General features: G+C 38.9%; 18 protein-coding genes. 16 read left to right on the top strand and 2 right to left on the bottom strand.

Going from position 1 to position 19,844, the window contains the following annotated elements; genetic code table 11:
* The first annotated feature begins 9 nt into the window (after positions 1–9).
* The 12 genes from J1G40_RS07170 to J1G40_RS07115 all read left to right on the top strand — a co-directional run bounded on the left by J1G40_RS07170 (position 10) and on the right by J1G40_RS07115 (position 13,327).
* On the top strand, positions 10–1,428 hold the full coding sequence (locus J1G40_RS07170) for a S41 family peptidase (RefSeq protein WP_265241927.1): 1,419 nt from the start codon (positions 10–12) through the stop codon (positions 1,426–1,428).
* A gap of 227 nt (positions 1,429–1,655) precedes the next feature.
* The gene (locus J1G40_RS07165; RefSeq protein WP_265241926.1) at positions 1,656–1,958 is read left to right on the top strand and encodes a GNAT family N-acetyltransferase; all 303 of its coding nucleotides are present in this window, start codon (positions 1,656–1,658) and stop codon (positions 1,956–1,958) included.
* Positions 1,959–2,041: 83 nt separating this feature from the next.
* Positions 2,042–2,869 (top strand): alpha/beta hydrolase, encoded by an 828-nt coding sequence (locus tag J1G40_RS07160; protein WP_265241925.1) that lies wholly within the window; start codon positions 2,042–2,044, stop codon positions 2,867–2,869.
* 186 nt (positions 2,870–3,055) lie between these two features.
* Positions 3,056–3,451, top strand: a complete 396-nt coding sequence (locus J1G40_RS07155) for a hypothetical protein (RefSeq protein WP_265241924.1) — start codon at positions 3,056–3,058, stop codon at positions 3,449–3,451.
* Between the two features lie 10 nt (positions 3,452–3,461).
* Entirely contained in the window at positions 3,462–4,982 is a 1,521-nt protein-coding gene (locus J1G40_RS07150; RefSeq protein ID WP_265241923.1) for an amidohydrolase family protein, read from the top strand.
* A gap of 172 nt (positions 4,983–5,154) precedes the next feature.
* A complete protein-coding gene (locus tag J1G40_RS07145; RefSeq protein ID WP_265241922.1) occupies positions 5,155–6,519 on the top strand; it encodes an amidohydrolase family protein in 1,365 nt (454 codons plus the stop codon).
* A gap of 122 nt (positions 6,520–6,641) precedes the next feature.
* On the top strand, positions 6,642–7,178 hold the full coding sequence (locus J1G40_RS07140; RefSeq protein WP_265241921.1) for a dihydrofolate reductase family protein: 537 nt from the start codon (positions 6,642–6,644) through the stop codon (positions 7,176–7,178).
* A gap of 184 nt (positions 7,179–7,362) precedes the next feature.
* Entirely contained in the window at positions 7,363–8,856 is a 1,494-nt protein-coding gene (locus J1G40_RS07135) for an amidase (protein WP_265241920.1), read from the top strand.
* 13 nt (positions 8,857–8,869) lie between these two features.
* A complete protein-coding gene (locus tag J1G40_RS07130) occupies positions 8,870–9,697 on the top strand; it encodes a cyclase family protein (RefSeq protein ID WP_265241919.1) in 828 nt (275 codons plus the stop codon).
* A gap of 188 nt (positions 9,698–9,885) precedes the next feature.
* A complete protein-coding gene (locus tag J1G40_RS07125; RefSeq protein WP_265241918.1) occupies positions 9,886–10,725 on the top strand; it encodes a formylglycine-generating enzyme family protein in 840 nt (279 codons plus the stop codon).
* Positions 10,726–10,827: 102 nt separating this feature from the next.
* Positions 10,828–12,042 (top strand): hypothetical protein, encoded by a 1,215-nt coding sequence (locus J1G40_RS07120; protein ID WP_265241917.1) that lies wholly within the window; start codon positions 10,828–10,830, stop codon positions 12,040–12,042.
* A 322-nt stretch (positions 12,043–12,364) separates the two neighbouring features.
* A complete protein-coding gene (locus J1G40_RS07115; RefSeq protein ID WP_265241916.1) occupies positions 12,365–13,327 on the top strand; it encodes an amidohydrolase family protein in 963 nt (320 codons plus the stop codon).
* Positions 13,328–13,379: 52 nt separating this feature from the next.
* Here J1G40_RS07115 and J1G40_RS07110 read toward each other — a convergent pair whose 3' ends face one another.
* The gene (locus J1G40_RS07110; protein WP_265241915.1) at positions 13,380–15,407 is read right to left on the bottom strand and encodes an MGH1-like glycoside hydrolase domain-containing protein; all 2,028 of its coding nucleotides are present in this window, start codon (positions 15,405–15,407) and stop codon (positions 13,380–13,382) included.
* Between the two features lie 406 nt (positions 15,408–15,813).
* On the opposite strand from J1G40_RS07110, the gene J1G40_RS07105 reads away from it, so the two are divergent.
* Complete coding sequence (locus tag J1G40_RS07105; RefSeq protein WP_265241914.1) at positions 15,814–16,266, top strand: GNAT family N-acetyltransferase; 453 nt, start codon at positions 15,814–15,816, stop codon at positions 16,264–16,266.
* Positions 16,267–16,403: 137 nt separating this feature from the next.
* Here J1G40_RS07105 and J1G40_RS07100 read toward each other — a convergent pair whose 3' ends face one another.
* Entirely contained in the window at positions 16,404–16,775 is a 372-nt protein-coding gene (locus tag J1G40_RS07100) for a putative quinol monooxygenase (protein WP_265241913.1), read from the bottom strand.
* A 138-nt stretch (positions 16,776–16,913) separates the two neighbouring features.
* On the opposite strand from J1G40_RS07100, the gene J1G40_RS07095 reads away from it, so the two are divergent.
* The 3 genes from J1G40_RS07095 to J1G40_RS07085 all read left to right on the top strand — a co-directional run bounded on the left by J1G40_RS07095 (position 16,914) and on the right by J1G40_RS07085 (position 19,825).
* Positions 16,914–17,912: a GlxA family transcriptional regulator gene (locus tag J1G40_RS07095; RefSeq protein WP_265241912.1), complete on the top strand. Its 999-nt coding sequence runs from the start codon at positions 16,914–16,916 to the stop codon at positions 17,910–17,912.
* 170 nt (positions 17,913–18,082) lie between these two features.
* Positions 18,083–18,958, top strand: a complete 876-nt coding sequence (locus J1G40_RS07090) for a CPBP family intramembrane glutamic endopeptidase (RefSeq protein WP_265241911.1) — start codon at positions 18,083–18,085, stop codon at positions 18,956–18,958.
* Positions 18,959–19,120: 162 nt separating this feature from the next.
* Entirely contained in the window at positions 19,121–19,825 is a 705-nt protein-coding gene (locus J1G40_RS07085; protein ID WP_265241910.1) for an SIMPL domain-containing protein, read from the top strand.
* The last annotated feature ends 19 nt before the right edge of the window (positions 19,826–19,844 follow it).

The raw sequence follows: 19,844 nt of genomic DNA, 5'->3' as shown, positions 1-19,844 counted from the left end.
ATTTCAATAATGAAAAAATTAACTTTTCTAGTCATTTTTCTGATGCTGATTTCCTGTGATTTCAGGTCTTCTGGTAATAAGGGAAAACAACTTAATAAAGATTTAACGACGGTAGCTGATAGTATATCGCTATTGATGTCAAAGTACCATTACAACCCTGAAGAGCTTATCACAGATCAGTATCTGGAATTAGAAAAAGAGGTTAAGAATCTTGCACTGACGGCCCTGGGGAAGCAAGATTTTATTGACAAGTATAATGCACTTTGGAAAGATGGCCCGTTCTCACATGTTAGACTGGGGATTTTAGAAACACCAGCGGAAGAAATGGCGGCATTTATAGATTCCTTACAAGTCGGGGATCATAGTGTTTCTCTGAAATGGGTAGAGCATACGGCAGTACTTACCGTTACAACTATGACCGGTTGGGATACAAAAGAAAATGTGTTTAAAGCGTACCGTAATATAGCAGAAAATAAAACCAATGCCCTTATCATAGATCTTAGAAACAATACCGGGGGAACCTTTGCGGGAATACCATTGGTTGGTCATATACTGACAGATTCTATTGATGCAGGTATTTTTGTCTCCCGGAAATGGTGGGAGAACAATACAAGAGAACCCCTAATTGCTGATATTCAAAACTTAACACCATGGCATGGCTGGTCCATTAAATCGTTTTGGCATGATGTACAGGAGGAACCGCTTACACGCGTAAGATTTAGCCCCATGAACCCTCATTTTAAAGGTCCGGTTTATGTGCTAACAAGTAATAAATCTGCGAGTGCCACCGAGTTTGCGGTAGATGCTCTTGCTCAGGAAGAAAATGTAACGATCATAGGTGAAACTACAGCTGGCGAAATGTTATCCCAGAAAATGTATGATTTACCATATGGCTTTCAGTTATCACTGCCTATTGCAGAATATTATTCTACACGTATTGGAAGAATCGAAGGAAAAGGTGTTGCACCAGATATAGCTGTTGATCAAAGTATGGCTATGGATCTGGCCCTATCGTTAATAAACGGGGAGAATCTGGAGGATGCTCTGGCAAGTGCTGAACTTGAGTTGGACAAAAAGGATGAACAGCCCTTCAATGGAGAGGCCCTGTTTCTTTTTGGCAATATGAACGATTGGGGTAAAAATTGGAATAGTACCCCTCGCTTTGAGTATAAAGGGGAAGGGATATATGAAACCAGGATAAGGTTTAATAAAGGACGTTATGAGTTTAAAATAGCGCCCATGAATTGGGATTTTGATTATGGTGCAAATTCAGATCAGGAAAAGGTTATTATCGGGCAGATGATAGCTCTAGCCAGAGTTCCAGGAAGCAATAATTTGCGAATTGATATTGAAGGGGAATCAGAGTTCACATTTAGTTTGGACGTAAGTGATGAAAGGGCCGCGACATTATTTATTTCAAAAAATTGAGAATAGGAGTAACTTTGGTAATATTCTATTGAATCGCATTTGCAATAAAGAACTCCAGGAAGCAGTTGCTTCTTAATGAGCTCAAAAGACATTAGTAAATACTGCCATTTATGATAAGGAAACATTCTGAAATTGATCTTGAAGCAATAATGCACATATGGCAGGAATCTTCAACATTAGCACATCCTTTTTTAAATTCAACCTTTGCTTAAAAGGTGAAGTCTGATATGCGAAATATGTATATTCCGGGTTCAGATACCTGGGTTTATGAAATGGACAATCAGGTGGCAGGATTCATAAGTATGATAGGGAATGAAATAGGTGGATTATTTGTGTTACCCGGGTACCATTCACAAGGGATAGGTTCAGCACTTGTAAGCTTTGTTAGCGATTTTAATAAAGAACTGGAAGTTGAAGTGTTTAAAAAGAACAGAATAGGCCGATCCTTTTATGATAAGATAGGGTTCAACTTAAAGAATGATTATTTTCACGAGCAAAGCGGAGAAAGGGTCTTAAGGTTAATTAAGTAAAAAAGTAATCTGGTAATTAATAGGGGAAACACCCCATAAGAATGAAAATTATATCAACTACAATCCTACAAATAATTTGAACTTTGAGTCTTTTAAAATCTCCCCTTTTATTTTGCCTTCTTTTTGTTTTCCAATTCGCTTCTGGCCAAAACGATACGGACATTAGCTCAGGAAAGAAGTTTAGTATTCATTCTGATATTTTAGATGAAGACAGATCTTTTTTTATCAGTGTTCCTAATTCATATCATGAGACGTCGGCTAAAGACAAAAAGTATCCGGTTTTGATTTTATTGGATGGATATACTTTTTTTAAAACAACAGTGGGAATAGTGCATTTCATGAGCTCCAAACGCAACCGAAACTATTTTATGCCCGAGACCGTCATTGTTGCCATAGAAAATGTTGACCGTGAACGAGATTTTACCGTTACAAAATTGAAGACCAAACGCACCAATACCATGGGTGGGGGAAGAGATTTTTTGAAATTTATCGAAAAAGAACTGATTCCATATATTGATAACACCTATAGGACAGCGCCTGTCAGAACCCTTGTAGGCCATTCTTTGGGAGGATTGCTGACATTAAATTCCTATATGGATAAGCACAGTCTTTTCAATGCATATCTTTCAATAGATCCCAGTATTTGGTGGGATGAAGACAAAATGAAGAATAAAGTTGAAGCTATTGATAGTGCTTCATTTAAGAAAAGTCTTTATATAGCTACCGCCAATCAGGGAGAGGCCAAATACGAAAGAAATAAGAAGCGGCACGATGCCCTTTATGCCTTAATAAGAAAAAGAACAGGCGATCAATACGAGGTTAAAATAGCTTATTTTGAAAAAGAGGATCATCGCTCAGTTCCCTTAATTGCATTATATGAAGGGCTGAAGTTTTTGAATCTTGAGAATTAAGTAGCAACCAGAAATATGGAAATGGAAATTCATTTGGTAAATACGGTAATTCACTGTACTGCAATCTTAGCTTTTTGAATTCTTGACAATTTTTGGATACATTGATGTATAACAGATAGATTATGTCATAATACCCACAGGCTGGGATGACCAATTTGCATTAAATGTAAATTTAAACACCTATTCATGAAATTAATGATCAAATTGTTTGGCATATTATTGATCCTATTAGGGTTATCATTACTTATTGATCGTGAAATCATTTTTAGTTGGTTACAAACTAGTTTAGAAAGCACTTCCCTTTATATTTTTGCAATATCGATACGGTTAGTTTTGGGCATTATCTTTATCCTGGCTGCCACTAAGTCAAAATACCCTAAGGTAATTCAAATATTTGGCTACCTGTTCATCATAGGTGCCGGTTATCTTATATTAATGGGACAGGAAGGGTTCCTAAACTTTATTACCTCACTTTTGCCTGATATCAAACCATTTGCGCCTGTAAGTGCTGTGCTGAGTATTGCATTCGGAGGATTCCTTATATATGCATTTTCGAAGAAAAAGGAATCGGGGCAGGCATAAACGAAAGACTATGATGAAATTACATTTTAAAGCGTCATTACTGCTTGTTACTTTTCTCGTTTCTGGCTGTACCAACACTCCAGAATATCACTTAAATGACGGTATTCTTATTTCCAATGCCACAATAATATCAGCAAGTGAAGATGAAAATATTCGAAGTTTTGAAGGACATATCCTGATAGAAGCCGACTCCATAGTCTATTCTGGCAAGGAATTGCCCAAAATAAAGGGCAGTTACAAGACCATTAATGCAACTGGCAAATTTGTTATCCCCGGATTAATAGATTCTCATGTGCACGTTGGTCATACTATCACACTCAAAGACGAACATTACGAAACCCGGCCAGAGCTGGTTAAGTCTTACAATGAACAATTGCCAAAGAGCTATTTGTATTTTGGTTTTACAAGCCTGATAGATCTTGATCTAAATGAAAACACAAGAAATCGGTTTCAAAAAGCAGCTATAAAACCAGACTTGTATAGTACTTCACGAGGGGTTCGCTACTTTGATGGTTACGGCCCCGGCCTTTTTCCTGAACATCTTCGATTAAAGTATTTTCCCAGATGGATATATGACCAATCGCAACTAACATCTATTCCGAAAGATACAGACCTCTCTGAGCATACTATCCCTGCTGTTGTGGAACAGACTATTAAGGACAATGCCATCGGATTAAAAACATATTATGAAAAAGGATTCGGAGGTGTTTTTGATTGGCCCGTTCCATCAGATTCTCTTCTTGTAAATTTAGTTAATGAGGCGCATCAAAATAACCTCCCGGTTGTATTGCATGCGACTTCTTCAGATGCATACAAAAAGGGATTGCAAGCTAATGTAGATATTTTTGGACATGGACTCTGGCATTGGGAGGGCAGCAAGTTAAACCCTAATCCGCCAGACGAAATAAAAAGTATCTATGAAGAAATAAGGGCAAAGGAGAAATATGTGCAATCTAGTATGAGGGTTATTTTGGGGGAGTACGACACTTATACCTGGTCCTTGATTAATCATCCGGATATAAAACACGTATTGCAAAATGATTTTATTAAATGGCTCAAATCTGAAGAAGGGAGGTGGTCTCAGGAAGAGCTTATAGCGCTTTATAATTCAGTGATCAAAGATTCCACCCAATCCAAAGAAAAATATCTCAAAACCTTTAATGAAAGGGTAATAAGAACTACTAAGCTGGCCTATGATAATGGGGTGAGATTAATACTAGGCTCGGACTCTCCCGCACAGGAAGGTATAGGCAACGTGCCTGGTCTTAATGGGTTTCTTGAAATAGAGGCCCTCTCTGAGGCAGGCGTAGACAATAAGACAATATTTCTTGCATCCACCATTAGAAATGCAAGAGCTTTTAACCTTCAACATAGCCTTGGAAGTATTAAAAATGGTAAAAGGGCTAATATGCTGATATTGAACCAAAACCCCTTATTGGATGTTAAGGCATACAATACTATAGCAACCGTAATTGTATCAGGGATTTCATATAATAGAGAACAACTCTCGGCCACTTACAATAGTCAGTAAAAACACTGATTAATGCTGATCTATCAAGCAAAAGGAAAGCGCAAGTGCCTTTAATTAACAATAAACTCTCCTAGGATTACGCCCAGATCAATAAAATCTAAATCGTTCAGATAGCTTGCTCTACTGTAACAATTGTGTCTTTACCTTGTCCTTAGACAAACTATTGGCCTTAATGAGAAAATTTATAAATAAATTGCTCATAGTTATTCTGGCAATTGGCTTTTCATTCTGTGAGGACCCTAATACTGAGGATGATCAATTAGTCATTGTCAATGCATCTCTCTTCAATACAAGTACACTACAAGTAGAAAAAAACAGATCTATTTTTATTAGAAATAATCGAATAAAAAAAATATCAGGGACAAGATCAGGCGATTTCGCCTTAAATAATGTTGTAGATGCCCGGGAAAGATTAATTACTCCTTCTTTTATAGATGTACATAATCATCTGAATTTTATTTTTGGAGATACTACAGAAATAACCAATCCAAACGAGTTTAAAAGGTCGAGAAAACTTTTAACAGAACAATACCTGCCATATGGTGTAACAGTTGTACGCTCTGCGGGTGGAAGAGAATTGCATATCCCAATGGTACAATCCTGGATGAATCATCATCAAGATTACGTGGACTACTTTCCTTCCGGTGGGGCTTTGGTTTCCTTGGATACAAAATTTTATAATCACGCCTATGTGGCTGATAGCTCTGAAGTACAATCAAAAATTAGAGAATATCACAAGCTGGGAATCAGACATATTAAACTGTATAGTTTAATAGGGGAGCCAGAGCTTAAAGCTGCTGTTAGCACTGCAAGAGAATTGGAGCTGAATATTTTTGGACACATTGAAAATGCAATGATTTCAATTGAAACCGCTTGTAATCTTGGCTTAACAAATTTTGAACATGCCAAAACCCTTTTTTTAGAGGTGATCCGAAAGTATGAAGCAGCTTCAATAGACTTGTCGGGCCTTCCCCCGGATGACGAAGAGAATTGGCGCTATCGAGAATATGAGGTGTTTAATTTTATAGGTGCTGATGACCCTTCAATTTTGTCATTAATAGCACTATTTAAGAAAAATGGGGTCTCCATTACACCTACGCTTAATCTTTATGCACAACCAATAGGACTTGTGAACAATAGCTCCCAACCAACCGCACATAAAGAAGATCAGTTGAATTGGTCGGAAGAACAAATGAATCGTGCAAAATTGGGTTATAAAGTACTTGCCGCGGTAGTCTATAAACTGTACGAAAACGGAATACAATTAAATACGGGGTCCGATAACTATGAACCTGGCAAAACAATACTTTCTGAAATGTTGCTTTTAAATGATTTGGGTATTCCCATGAGTGAGGTTTTAAAAATTGCATCTTTGAATAGTGCAAGGGCTATAGATATGGAGAAAAGTTATGGTTCAATAGAAGTTGGAAAAAAGGCCCATCTCGTAATATTTGATGAGAATCCTTTGGTGAACCCCTTAAACCTGCTTTCTAAAAAAACCGTAATAAAAGACGGTATTTTATGGAAACAGCATTAATTTTTAATGTCTACATTTTACTGTGACAGATGAGATAGACGGTCAAAACCAATGTTGCTTAATCGTTTTTCTGTTTATTTACATATTAGTTATTAGCTTTAATTTTCTTCAGTAACAATAAAATGCAAAAGATTATTTACTACGTAGCAAGTTCCCTTGATGGATTTATCGCCGGGCCAAATGATGATATAAGTAAATTTATCCCTGAAGGTGAGGGCATTGAGAAATATTTGTCCGACCTGCAAAATTTCGAAACGGTAATAATGGGCAGGAAAACGTACGAGTTTGGCTATCAATATGGACTTGTCCCCGGGCAGCCGGCCTATGCACATATGACACATCATATATTTTCTGAGACACTTAAAATTGATGAGCTCTCAGAAAAGGTCCTTATTGAAAACAGATCAATAGAACGGATCAGGGAAATAAAGAAACATTCCAAAACGGATATCTATCTGTGCGGTGGAGGAGAATTTGCAGGCTGGCTACTGGATAACGGACTGATAGATCAATTAAAGCTAAAATTAAATCCGGTAATCCTCGGTGAGGGTATTCCCCTTTTCGGAAATTCTAAATCGTCATGGCCTGCAGATTTAGTCCAAAGGGAGTCGTTCAGTGACGGACTTCAAATCCTTACCTACGACCTCATTGAATCTTAAACAGCAGGACGAAAAATAGGGTACATATCTTAAGGGCATTACGAAAATGTTGTCATAAATTGCAAAGACCACCAAATTGTTAAATTTGCCGTATCCATAAACTGATGAAATGGAATTAATAATTTACAACGGGGTCTGCAAACAGACTTCGAACTAATTCAGTTCAACGCATAAATAAAACCGTATGGAAAGAAGAAACTTTGTAAAGAACACAATGGCTCTTGGGGCTCTACTTTCTGTACCGGGGCCTTTTTCAACCAGGCTTTTTGCCGCCCGCCTTCCTTCAGAAATTACTGATTTTACTGCTTCTGAACTCTCTGTTGCCATTAGAACAAAACAAGTAAGTTGCCTTGAAGTGATGCAGGCCTATCTAAGCCGTATCAATCGCTATAATCCGGTATACAATGCCATTATAAGCAGGGTTAGTGATCGCGAGTTATTGAAACAGGCGCAGGATGCTGACCATGCCCTGGTGAAAAATGAATATTGGGGTTGGATGCACGGTATGCCGCATGCAGTAAAGGACCTGGCGCCAGTTAAAGACATGGTCTATACCCAGGGCTCTCCAATGTTTGCAAAGCGGATAGCAGAGGAAGACAGCGCTATAGTAGCAAAAATCAGAAATCAGGGTGCCATCTTTATAGGTAAGACCAATACACCCGAATTTGGATTGGGCTCACAGACGTATAACCCCGTATTTGGGGCAACCGGTAGTGCCTACGATCCAAAATTAACTGCAGGCGGTAGTAGCGGCGGGGGAGCTTGCGGCCTGGGAACCCGGATGTTGCCAGTAGCCGATGGGGGTGATATGATGGGCTCTTTGAGAAATCCGGCAGCTTTTAATAATGTAATCGGCTTCAGGCCAAGTACCACTGTTGTAATGGAAGAGGGAGATGCAGAAGACAGGTTGCTCTGGACTTCTGGGCCTATGGGAAGAAATACACGAGATACTATCCAATTGCTCAATACGATGGCCTTAAACCCTGTTTTTTATGATTTGAAGCCGATGAACTTAAAGGATGTCAAAATGGGTTGGATGGGTAATCTGGGGAATTACCTGGCGATGGAACCCGGTATTATAGAATTATGTGATGCAGCATTGGCAAAGGTGGAAGATGCCGGGGGAAAAGTGGAGGCCATGCAAAGCAGTTTCAGGCCTTCAGATTTATGGGAGTGCTGGACCATCCTTCGTCATCATAGACGCTTAAGTATGCTGGATTATTACGAAGATCCCTTAACACGGGATTTGCTCAAGCCAGAGTTGATATGGGAAATTGAACAGGGATTAAATTTTAATGATAATGATGTTGAAAGGGCAAATAGGATACGTGCTAATTGGTATGTTGAATTAGAAAGTTTATTTGATAAATTCGACTTTCTTGTGCTGCCAACAGCACAGGTGTTTCCTTTTCCAAACAATATTCACTGGCCCAAACAAATTAACGGGCGGGAGATGGATACCTATCATCGCTGGATGGAAGTGGTCATTTTAGGCAGCCTTGGAGGTTTACCGGTAGTTAATGTCCCGGTTGGTTTTGATGCTCAGGGAAGGCCTATGGGCATGCAGGTCATGGGGAAATTTGGAGATGATAAAAAGGTTTTGGAGTTTGCATTGGCCTATGAACAGATCACAAATCATTTAAGTGTTAGACCAAAGCTGGTAGCAGCTGATGACTAAAAAAATATAAAAAATGAAAAAACTGCTTTATTCCATATTACTGTTTGTAGTTATTGCTGGGTGTGAGACCAGAAATGCTGTAGATAATAGTGGAAGTGGTGCGGATATTTCTGAGGTGCCCACGGAGAAGATAGTAGATTTGTCCCATGCCTATTCGGATAAGACCATATATTGGGTAACGGCGCAGGAATTTAAACTAGATACTGTTTTTAAAGGCCCGACAGATAAGGGTTATTATTACTCTGCCAATAATTTCAGTACTGCAGAACACGGAGGTACTCATTTAGATGCTCCAATACACTTTGCGGAAAAAGGACAAACTGTAGATGAAATACCCCTCGAAAAATTAATCGGTAGTGCCATAAAAATAGACGTTTCTTCAAAGGCAAAAAGCAATCCGGATTACCTGATTAGTATTCAGGATTTTATCTCATGGGAGGAAAAAGCAGGTCACGAGATTCCTGAAGGAAGCATTGTTTTATTACAAACAGGATTTTCAGAGTACTATCCGGATAAGATCAAATACCTGGGAACTAATGAACGCGGAGAAAGTGCCATAGAAAAGCTGCATTTCCCTGGCCTATCACCGGAGGCAGCCGATTGGCTGGTAGCTCAACGCAATATTAATGCTATCGGTATAGATACCCCTAGCATAGATTATGGCCAGTCTACCTACTTCGAAAGCCATGTTAAACTGCTGGAACACAATATTCCGGCTTTTGAAAACCTTACCAATTTGGATAAATTACCCTTAAGCGGATTTGAAATAATAGCACTACCCATGAAAATTAAAGGGGGTAGTGGTGCGCCTTTGCGTATTGTAGCAATCATAACCGATTAGTATAAATAATATCGAACAGTCTTCTGATTTATTAATTGCAGCCCGAATTCCGTATTAAAAAGCGCTATAATTAACTATCTTGGTAACAATAGGCCCATCTCTGTTCCAAATGTTCTTAGATTATCAAACTAAAACCTCAGGGAGTTGTTTGAGTTCTGCTTTTTGTATGGTATAGTTTTACAACTAAAATGATAAAAACAGTAATTAACAGGGGTGCTATATTATTGGCTCTTGCACTTGTTCTAAATATTATCGGTTGCCAAAAAAGACCTGCCACTACATTAAAAGAGCCCATTTTAGACATGGAGTTTATTCTTGTTCAAAAAGGGAGTTTTAATATGGGGAATAACCAGGAGAATGGCACTACAAATCCCGGACCAAAACATAAAGTAATTATTTCGACAGATTTTTGGTTGGGAAAAACAGAAGTTACCCAGGATCAATGGCAGAGAATTATGGGGGATAAGGAACTTCACCCCGAAAAACCTTCTCCATTCAGGGGAGTACATCCAGATTACCCGGTGGTAAATGTCTCCTATTTTGATGTCGAAAGATTTCTGGGTAAGTTGAACAAACTATCTGGTGAATATCAATTTCGGCTCCCTACTGAAGCAGAATGGGAATATGCCTGCCGCGCAGGAACAACTACTGCATTTTCTTTTGGATCAAAGCTCAATGACAACCTGGCAAATTTCAATGCCAAAGTACCTTCTGAATATGCAATTTCAGGTATAGCTTCAACACATCCTGAGCAGGTTGGAAGTTATGCACCAAATCAATGGGGTTTATATGATATGCATGGGAACGTATGGGAATGGGTTAGCGACTGGTATGGCATTTATCCAGATAAAGAGGTAACCGATCCAAAAGGTCCGATAAATGGAAAAGAGAAAATAATACGAGGGGGTAGTTGGTATTTTGGAGCGGACAATGCAAGGTCATTCCACAGAAGGACACATCAACCTCGGTTGTGGGGATTTTCTATTGGGTTTAGAATTGTATGCGAAAAAAGTTTTAGGTTTGAGTAGGGGTATAGTTAGCGCCGATACAATTCCTGCTAGCGAAAATTAATATATTGGGCATAATCTATATTGGTTTATGATCAAACACTTAATTAGGGCAATTTTAAGATGAAAAACCACATCTTGATAGTACTTTTTTTACTCATTAGTTTATTGGGAAATTCCCAGCAGCAAGACAGTATTAAAAGGGTGTATAAGAATGGTATCGATAAACCCAGCATGCTTACCACCCACCATTTTGGAATATTAAGCGCACGGATTAATCAGAATTTTAAGAAAGAGACCACGCCTCATGCCACCCTATCATTTACTTATGAGAGCGGAAATAACTTTCATCCTTTTGTTAAGGGATATGTACCCCGGGATGAGGAGACACAAGAGCTGTTGAGACCCAGAGAGTGGTATGATCGGGAGTTTGATATCACAACTATCCCAAACGATTCTATAAGCATCGCAGTGGATGCCGTTATCAAAGGTTTCCGACTGGAATTTAATCATAGAATAGCACCCAATCATGAATTGGGAATAGCAGTACGAAGTTATCTGATTACAAAAGGGAATTTACCTTTTTCAGTTTTTACCAATGATGATTTTTTAGAATGGTTTCATAGCAATATAGCCGGCGGGGAAGATTCGTTTTCCAGGAAATTCCTTGGCACCAACCAGGCGAATATAGAGTATACAGATAGAAATGGCCGGAAGTTAAACTTTGATGCCGGGGATTTTTTTATAGCTGGTATAGAATTTAACCATTACTACCACCCCAAGCTTTTTAATAATGATGCCAAAGGTGTTTATGTAAATTTTGGCTCCCATATGGGGGTAAACACTTCAAGGTTTAATTCTTCTGTAGACCTGGGGCTTTCCGGGAATATTTTAAAAATGTGGGAAATTGGAGAGGATGATTTCTTTAATGTCGCCTTTGGAATAGGGGCCTTACGGAAAAACGTATTCAATTTTGATTCCGTGGTGCAATTAGGAAGTAGTTCGCTATTATTAAGTCAGGAAACCATGCTGGAGTATACCCGATATACCAAAAAAGGGAATTATCATGCCATAGGGGTGAATTACCAATTGCAGACTCCTTATAACAAAAGAAAAGAGTCTGATTACACTTATATATCAGGCGATTGGCAGAACATAAGGTGGTGGCAAAGCGGGGTTGAAAAGCTTTATGAGCATCTTTCAGAATGGACCATTGTGTACACCTATGCCAGACCTGGCTGGAAAGTTTGCTTATATATGAAAGAAGACCTCCTGGTTAACAATGCCCCTGATCTTCAAACTGGTATAAAACTCGAAATACCGTTAGGCCAAAGGTAAAATTGAGGTTATGACCATAGCGGTTTAAAAGCGCGGAGGTACATAAATACTTTTGGTCCTGCTTATAACATTACACTTGCGCCACCTTGGTCATCAGGATATTACAAAAAACAATGAAAATGGAGAACACACTGGGGTATCATTCTTAAAGTATTACAGCTCGGAATTATTTCTAAAGTACAATCTAATTTAACGAAGTTGTTACGTAGACCAGCAACCACATCTTCGGTAAATTTTGTAATTTGAAATTTGTAATTTAGGAATTCTTCCCCTGAACAGATTTAAATTGTTTCACTTACTACCGAGGATTAAAAGGAAAATTATGAAAACAAAAATTTCTACTTTTATTGTAATTTTTTTATTGTCAATTTCATGTAATTATCAGGCCAAGGACAACATACCACCTGCCAAGGCCAATAATGAAACCTATACAGGCCCGATTATCGATATGCATTTGCATGCCTATAATGAAGGGTATCCGATGTTTGGTATGACGCATCCACCAACACTAAGAGGAGACACTTTTGAAGGAGTAAATTCTGCCATGGAGCATAAAGAAAAATCCTTAGAAAGATTCCATAAGTACAACATTGTGAAGGCTGTGGTTACCAATGGTGAGTCGTGGCTCGATGATGCCCCTGAAAGTATTTTGATTGGCAGCGCAAATAAGGCAATAGACTCATTAAGAAAGCAATACAGTAATGGTGGCCTGCAGCTCATTGCAGAAATGGCCCCTTTTTATAATGGTATTCTGGCCGATGACCCAGCTGTGATGCCATATTTTGAATTGGCACAGGAATTAGATATTCCTGTAGGATTTCATATTTTTCCCGGCGGGCCCAATTATGGCTTTCATTTGATGCCCGAAATGCTCGGGGGAATGCGAACGTATAATGCCAGTCCGTTACAACTAGAAAATGTGATGGTGAAGTATCCTAAATTAAGGGTGTACATCATGCATGGCGGTTGGCCATATACCGATGACGTAAAAGCCTTAATGTATGCCCATCCGGAGGTATATGTGGATATTGCAGTAGTTAACTGGATTTTACCCCAGGAAGAGTTTAACAGTTACATTAAATCTCTTATCCAAGCTGGTTTTGGAGATAGGATCATGTTTGGGACAGATCAAATGGTTTGGCCAGAAACAATAGACATAGCTGTTGCAACTGTCAACTCGGCCAATTTTCTAACGCTCCAGCAAAAAGAAAATATCTTCTATAACAATGCTGCAAAATTCTTGAGGTTACCTGATGAGGAGATAAAAAAACACAAAGGTCAATAAAACATGGGTTAATAATCTGGCAATGCTATTTTAACCCCTGGCGTTAGCAATATTACTCTTCCATCAATAACATTATTAAATGTGCAGCGCTCCAGCTAAAATTTTTGGCATATAATCCTTCCCCGCTAAGCGGATGGTAATTTTCCCGAATAGAACTTCCTTTGCCCAATATACCTTTGGCGCCAGCTATAATTTGAATGGTGGCTTGGTCTGCATCCTGATCAAAACCGTAATTGCGAAGGCCTTTTACCCCAAAATAGGCCTGGTCTAACCAATTGGGCCCGCGCCAATACCCATTGAGCGGATCAAATTTTGGATGGTCTTTGGACATGGTTTGAAATGGAACTTTGGTATAGAACTTTTCAGGGTCCATCATTTTATCTTTAACCGCCTCTGCCTGCTCCTGGGTGGCTGCCCGTGCCCATAGGGCTGTCCAGCCCTCACTGCCTGCTCCCTTTATAAACCTAGTACCGTCCAGATTGGTATCGTAAAACCAGCCGTCTTCCTCATCGTAAAACTGCTCCTGGATACGTTTTTTTAAAACTACAGCCTCCTCCTTAAATGTATGGGCATCTTCAGTTTGCTCCAGTTTTTCTGCCAAAAATGAAAGGAACAATTTTTCGGCGTATAGGTAGGCATTGAGATCCACACTTTCCTGGTCCAGGGAGTACGCCCCTTCAGAATTCCTGAGTATTTTCGAGGCATCAAACCGGATGGCATTGTCCATCCCACTTTCCCATTTTGCGGCCAATACCGTACCGTCAGTAGAGCCAAATTCGCATAGTCCATCCTGGTCGTGGTCTCTTTTATTGTACCACCAGCCGTGGTATTTTTTCAATTTGGGATACATCTCCTCTAAAAATGCCATATCCGGATCTTTCTCAATAATTCTGGCAACGGCCCAGGCAGAAAGTGGCGGTTTTGTATCCCTGTAATTATGCGCTTCAATGGTAGTGTCTCTGTATATACAATCAACAATAAATCCGTCTTCACTTTGATAATCAAACATGGCGCGCATCTGATCCTTGGCCAAAGCAGTGTTGTAATAAGACAGTCCAACTGCATGTTTCCAGGAATCCCAGCTCCAAAACCCGTGAAACCATTCGTATTGGTAGCTTGGAAACAGGCCCTGATGTTTTAACTCCCCGGCAGGAATGCGCCAGTTATTTTGTAAAGTAAGATGTGCCTTGGCCAATACGGTAGCGTACTTATCATCTCCGAAATTACCTTTTCTGTTTTCTATCAAAACTTTTAGCTCATCTTCTTTCTTATTTTGAACGACATTTAGAACCGTATCATATTGGACATTTTGAATCTTTTTCTGCTCTTCGGTCCATGAGTATTCGGGGAAAATAAAAGTTTGAGCAATGATAACCTCCTTAGATGCGCCTGCTTGTAAGGAATAAGCAGCCAGATTTATTTTATAAGATGAAGTACCTTCCAAACTGAGCTCGCCTGCTTCATCCACGATTTGAACATATCCAATGGCATCGCTTTTTTGGGAAGTGAACTTCACATAATTATTTTCATTCGAAATCTGAATGCCCACATCAAAGAGATTTCCCGCCACCGAGGAATTTATATTCATATCGGCCCCGGATAGATTGGTAATTGTAGTCCGTGCAAGGGCGGTATGCCCCGACATAAATACCAGTTCCTGATCTATTTTTAAACTAGAATTTTTGAAGGTCTGCCTTAATTTACCTGCATCACTGTTTTGATATGTGATATCTTTCTGCCAGTCCATAATGGCATTCCCTGCATCATCTGTTATTTGTAAAGCAGCCAGACAGCGGCTAATCCACACACCATTTTCCTGTGTCATAAGGAAAGGCCCGGAAAAACCTCCATAAGCAGCCGTGCTATCCGGATGGCTATAGGCAAACCAGGCCCCCTGATCCGAAAACATAAGCATATTTCTGTCCGACTTGCTTTTTGGTGTTCCCTCAAAGTTGAGTACGCTGTTGTAGGCCTCCAGATAGTTCGTTTTTATTGTAGCCCCTTCATTTTTTGAAGTATCTTGTTTACAGCCAAGGCATAGCATAATCAAAAGAGCAACTATTGTGTTTTTAATGTCCATTATCAGAGCTAAATATCAGTTAAGGTAATTTAAATTTAAGAAACCCGATTTAAATATAGGCTCAGTCTTTAACATAACGATAGCAGCAAGTCATTGCTGTACATTTCTGTATTTACTATCTTAGGGCAATGCTGGGCAATACTACTGCTCAACTCAAGTGATACCATTACAGCACATCATATGAATGATCAAATGGAAGATAATAGCCCAAAACATGGGTTGCAGAATATCATTTATGAGTAAAAAACGAAATAACCCGGGAAAAAGGCCGAAAGGGGCATCATATCAATTTTTCTGATCAGGAATTCAAATCCAATTTAGACACGTACTTTCTTTTATATATTTTAGCGCTAACCTGTCTAAGGGATAAACAGGAATAATAACAACATGACTGTGCAAGAAGAAAATGAAGATCATTTCTGTAAGAGAACATTCGCATTATAAGGATAAGGCGATTGCTTATTTTCAAAAAAGCTGGCCAAGTGTATTGCCAGTTATTTATGAGGATTGCATTGCCCATAGTATAACCGCAAAGAATGTATTACCACAATGGTATTTACTTGAAAAAGACGGCAATTTAATTGGGTGTGCCGGCCTTATAACCAACGATTTTATAAGCAGAGGAGACCTGTATCCATGGATTTGTGCCCTATTCATTGAGGAGGAGCAAAGAGGAAATGAATATGGATCTCTCTTAATAGAAAAAGCAAAGGCCGATGCCAGAGCATCAGGATTTAAATATGTATACCTGTGCACCAGTCATATTGGATTCTATGAGAAATACGATTTTAAATATATTGGACAGGGCCATCATCCGTGGGGAGAGGAATCCAGGATTTATGAAATAGCATTGGATTAGAGACCAATCCCGGGCTGCTATTGCAATACAGATTCCCCGCTTTTTTGAACACTTAAATAAGCAAACTGCCTTTAATCTATTCTGTTTTGGCTATTTATATTCAAAACAGCCCTGGCCCAAATTAAACTTTTAACCGTTTATCTTCTGTCAAATCCAAATGCAGCAGGAGCAAAGGTGGCATTTAGTCCCATACCAAGTGCAGCTTGTTTTAATTCGTTAGGAACATCTCCACAAAAAAGAAATGGCCCGGGTTCAGCTATTTGAAGCAATGCAGGAAAATGTCCGGCTGCGGTGGTTCCCAGGTGCTGTCCCAGGGCGGCTCCATCTTTAAATAGATCATAGACCAATAAGACACCAGTTCCCTCATCAAAATAACAGGTAACTTTTAGTGCTCCCGGTTCTGTATCCTTCATTTGCTTTTCTACATCCTGATAAATTGATCGGAGTTCTTCCCCTTTTCCAGCCTTGGCTGTCCATTTGTAAACTACTGTGATTTCCTGATTTTCCATTTTGTATTTGTTTTAATAATGATTTGTATACTACAAATGTATGTCATTATCAGCCTATAATAAGGTGTCTAATACGACATATTAAAGGGTTGTTTACGACAATTTGATTTTATATTTTTGTGTAAAATTCGGTATCTCATGAAACATATTAGTGTATTAGTCCCAGCGGGTAGCAGTATAGTAGATACTATAATCGCTCCCTACAATTTATTAAAAATGGCCAATACGTATTACAAAAGGCTGAATAAGCTGAAAACAGTTGCATTTCAAGTAGACCTTGTCGGATTATCTGAAGAGCCGGTAGTATACCAGGGGCTATTCAGTGTTCAGCCCACTGCCACTATTCATGAGGTACTAAATACCGATTTGATTATAGTATCACCATTAAGTGGCGACATGGAAAAGGAGCTATTTAATAACAGGGAATTTGTACCATGGATCAGGAAACAAAGAATAGAAAATGATGCGGAAATTGCCAGTTTGTGCAAAGGGGCTTTCCTTCTGGCAGAAACAGGACTCTTAAATGGGAAGTCGTGTGCGACACACTGGACGGCCCATGAACAATTCCAAAGAAGATATCCTGCCGTGCACCTGATGCCCGAAAAAATCATCTGTGAGGACAATGGTATTTACTCCAGTGGTGGGGCATACTCTATCCTGAATTTTACACTTTATTTAATTGAGCGTTATTTTGGAAGGGAAGTTGCAATTTGGTGTTCAAAGTTATCTGAAATAGAATTTGACAGAGTGAGTCAGAGCGAGTTCATCATCTTTAGCGGACAAAAGGGACATACTGACGAAAGCATTAAAAAAGCGCAACATTATATAGAGAATAATTATCAGCAAAAGCTCAGCATTTCAAAAATTGCTGAAAAGGTAAACATGAACGGGCGTAGTTTTTTAAGAAGGTTTAAAAAGGCCACTGCAAATACGCCTTTGGAATATATTCAACGGGTTAAAATTGAAGCTGCAAAAAAGAAACTGGAATCCTCTACGGACACCATTCTGGAGGTAATGTACGGTGTGGGCTATATTGACGAAAAAGCGTTTAGAACCACTTTTAGAAAATATTGCGGACTATCTCCAAAAGCTTATCGGAATAAGTACAATCGGGAGTTGGCCTTTTCACAGCTTTAAGGGCATGTGATACCTGCTTCCTTAGGTACAAGTTTCAATTAGCATTGTTAGAGGACAATTATTAGCTTCTTTTGTAACACTCTCTTGTTAAATTTAACTATTTTCCATCTTCTAATTAAATTAGGAAACAAGCTTTCCGATCATCAGACATTAATTAACCTAAGACTTATATGGAAAAAGTACCTCCTAATAAATACAAGCCAGTTATACTATTTCTATCAATCACCCTGGCACTAAGTAGTATCTTTTATTTCCTGATTATTTATTCCGGTACATTGAGCAGCGGTTGGGGGCAATTTACAATGGGACTTATGTGGTGCCCGGGCATTGCGGCTTTGATAACCATGAAGATATTGGGGAGGAATATTTCTGATCTGGGATGGAAATGGGGAAAGACAAAATACCAGATTTGGAGCTACCTGATTCCTTTGATATATGCATTCATAGCGTATCTGGTGATATGGGTATTTGGTTGGGGCGGTTTTTATGACAAAGCATATGTTACCAGGCTTACAGAAGCATTTGGTTTTGGTGAAATTGGAAATGGCCTTGTAATAGCGTCTTATTTTATTTTGTTTGGAATTTTTGGAACTATCCGAAGTGCTTCCAGTGCATTAGGTGAAGAAATTGGATGGCGAGGATTTCTAGTGCCTGAATTATATAAGACTCAGGGATTTACCAGGACTTCCCTGATTTCCGGTTTTATTTGGGGTGCATGGCATTTACCTATATTGCTCTTTGCTGATTATAACAGTGGAACGCCTTCCTGGTATGCGATGTCTTGTTTTATGGTACTTATCATAAGCATGAGCTTTATTTATACCTGGTTTCGAATTAAATCCGGAAGTTTATGGACCGCTGTGATCTTACATGCCAGTCATAATTTATTTATCCAGCGAATTTTCACCCCTTTGACGGAAGACACTGGGAGCACGCCTTATTATATAGATGAGTTTGGAATTGTTCTGCCTATAGTTGGCATTTGTTTTGCAATATATTATTGGAGTAAGCGAAAAGAACTCCTCCCGGCACCACAGATGGGGTAAAATTACCTCTGGTAAATGCCATTTAGAGTAGAACATCATTTCAAATTACCTGTATAAAGGGTATAATAGCTAACTAAAAAGGGGCATTCGCTCATTCTTACTTTTGGGAACCCTAATTATAGTATAGTTTCGTTGAATGAAAATGATTTAAAAAAAAACATCATGAAAAAAATCGGACTTTTATTATGCTTTAGCATAATTGCATTTAATGGCATTGCACAAACAAAAAACTTTATAGATAAATCATATCTGGAAACAACTGCTACCATAGACAGTCTGGTAATTCCGGACAGGATTTACCTGTCTATTCTGATCACAGAAAAAGACACAAAAGGGAGAACATCAGTAGAGGAACTGGAGAAAAAAATGAACACTAAACTAATTGCCCTTGGAATTGATACCAAAAAGCAATTAACACTCTCGGATGTTACGAGTAATTTTAAAAAGTATTTTCTAAGAGGAACCGATGTTTTAAAGAATAAGGCATACACCCTCCTTGTTTATGATGCGGCAACTGCCGGTAAGGTCATCGTTGGCCTCGAGGCCATTGAAATCTCAAATGTGCATTTAAGCAAAACAGAATATTCAAAAATTGAACAGTTAAAAATTACCCTGAAGCAAAAGGCGGTTGCCAAAGCCAAATTGCAGGCAACAGCCATGCTTAAACCCCTGAATCAGCAATTGGGAAAAGCAATTTATATATCAGACTTAAATACCAATTTCACAACTTTGCTCAGGACCAAAGCTACAGGAATTAATATAAGGGGGATGAATGCTGAAAGTGAAGGGGATTACATTCCAATTGACATCGAATTTGAAAAAATTGGGATACAAAGTACGGTGACGGTCTATTTTGAAATAGAATAAACCGGGCTTGGATTAAATA

This window comes from Muriicola sp. Z0-33, from assembly GCF_026126425.1.
Taxonomy (GTDB): Bacteria; Bacteroidota; Bacteroidia; order Flavobacteriales; family Flavobacteriaceae; genus JAFMPW01.
Note: the sequence above shows the minus strand (reverse complement) of the source record. Positions and strands in the feature narration are given on the sequence as shown.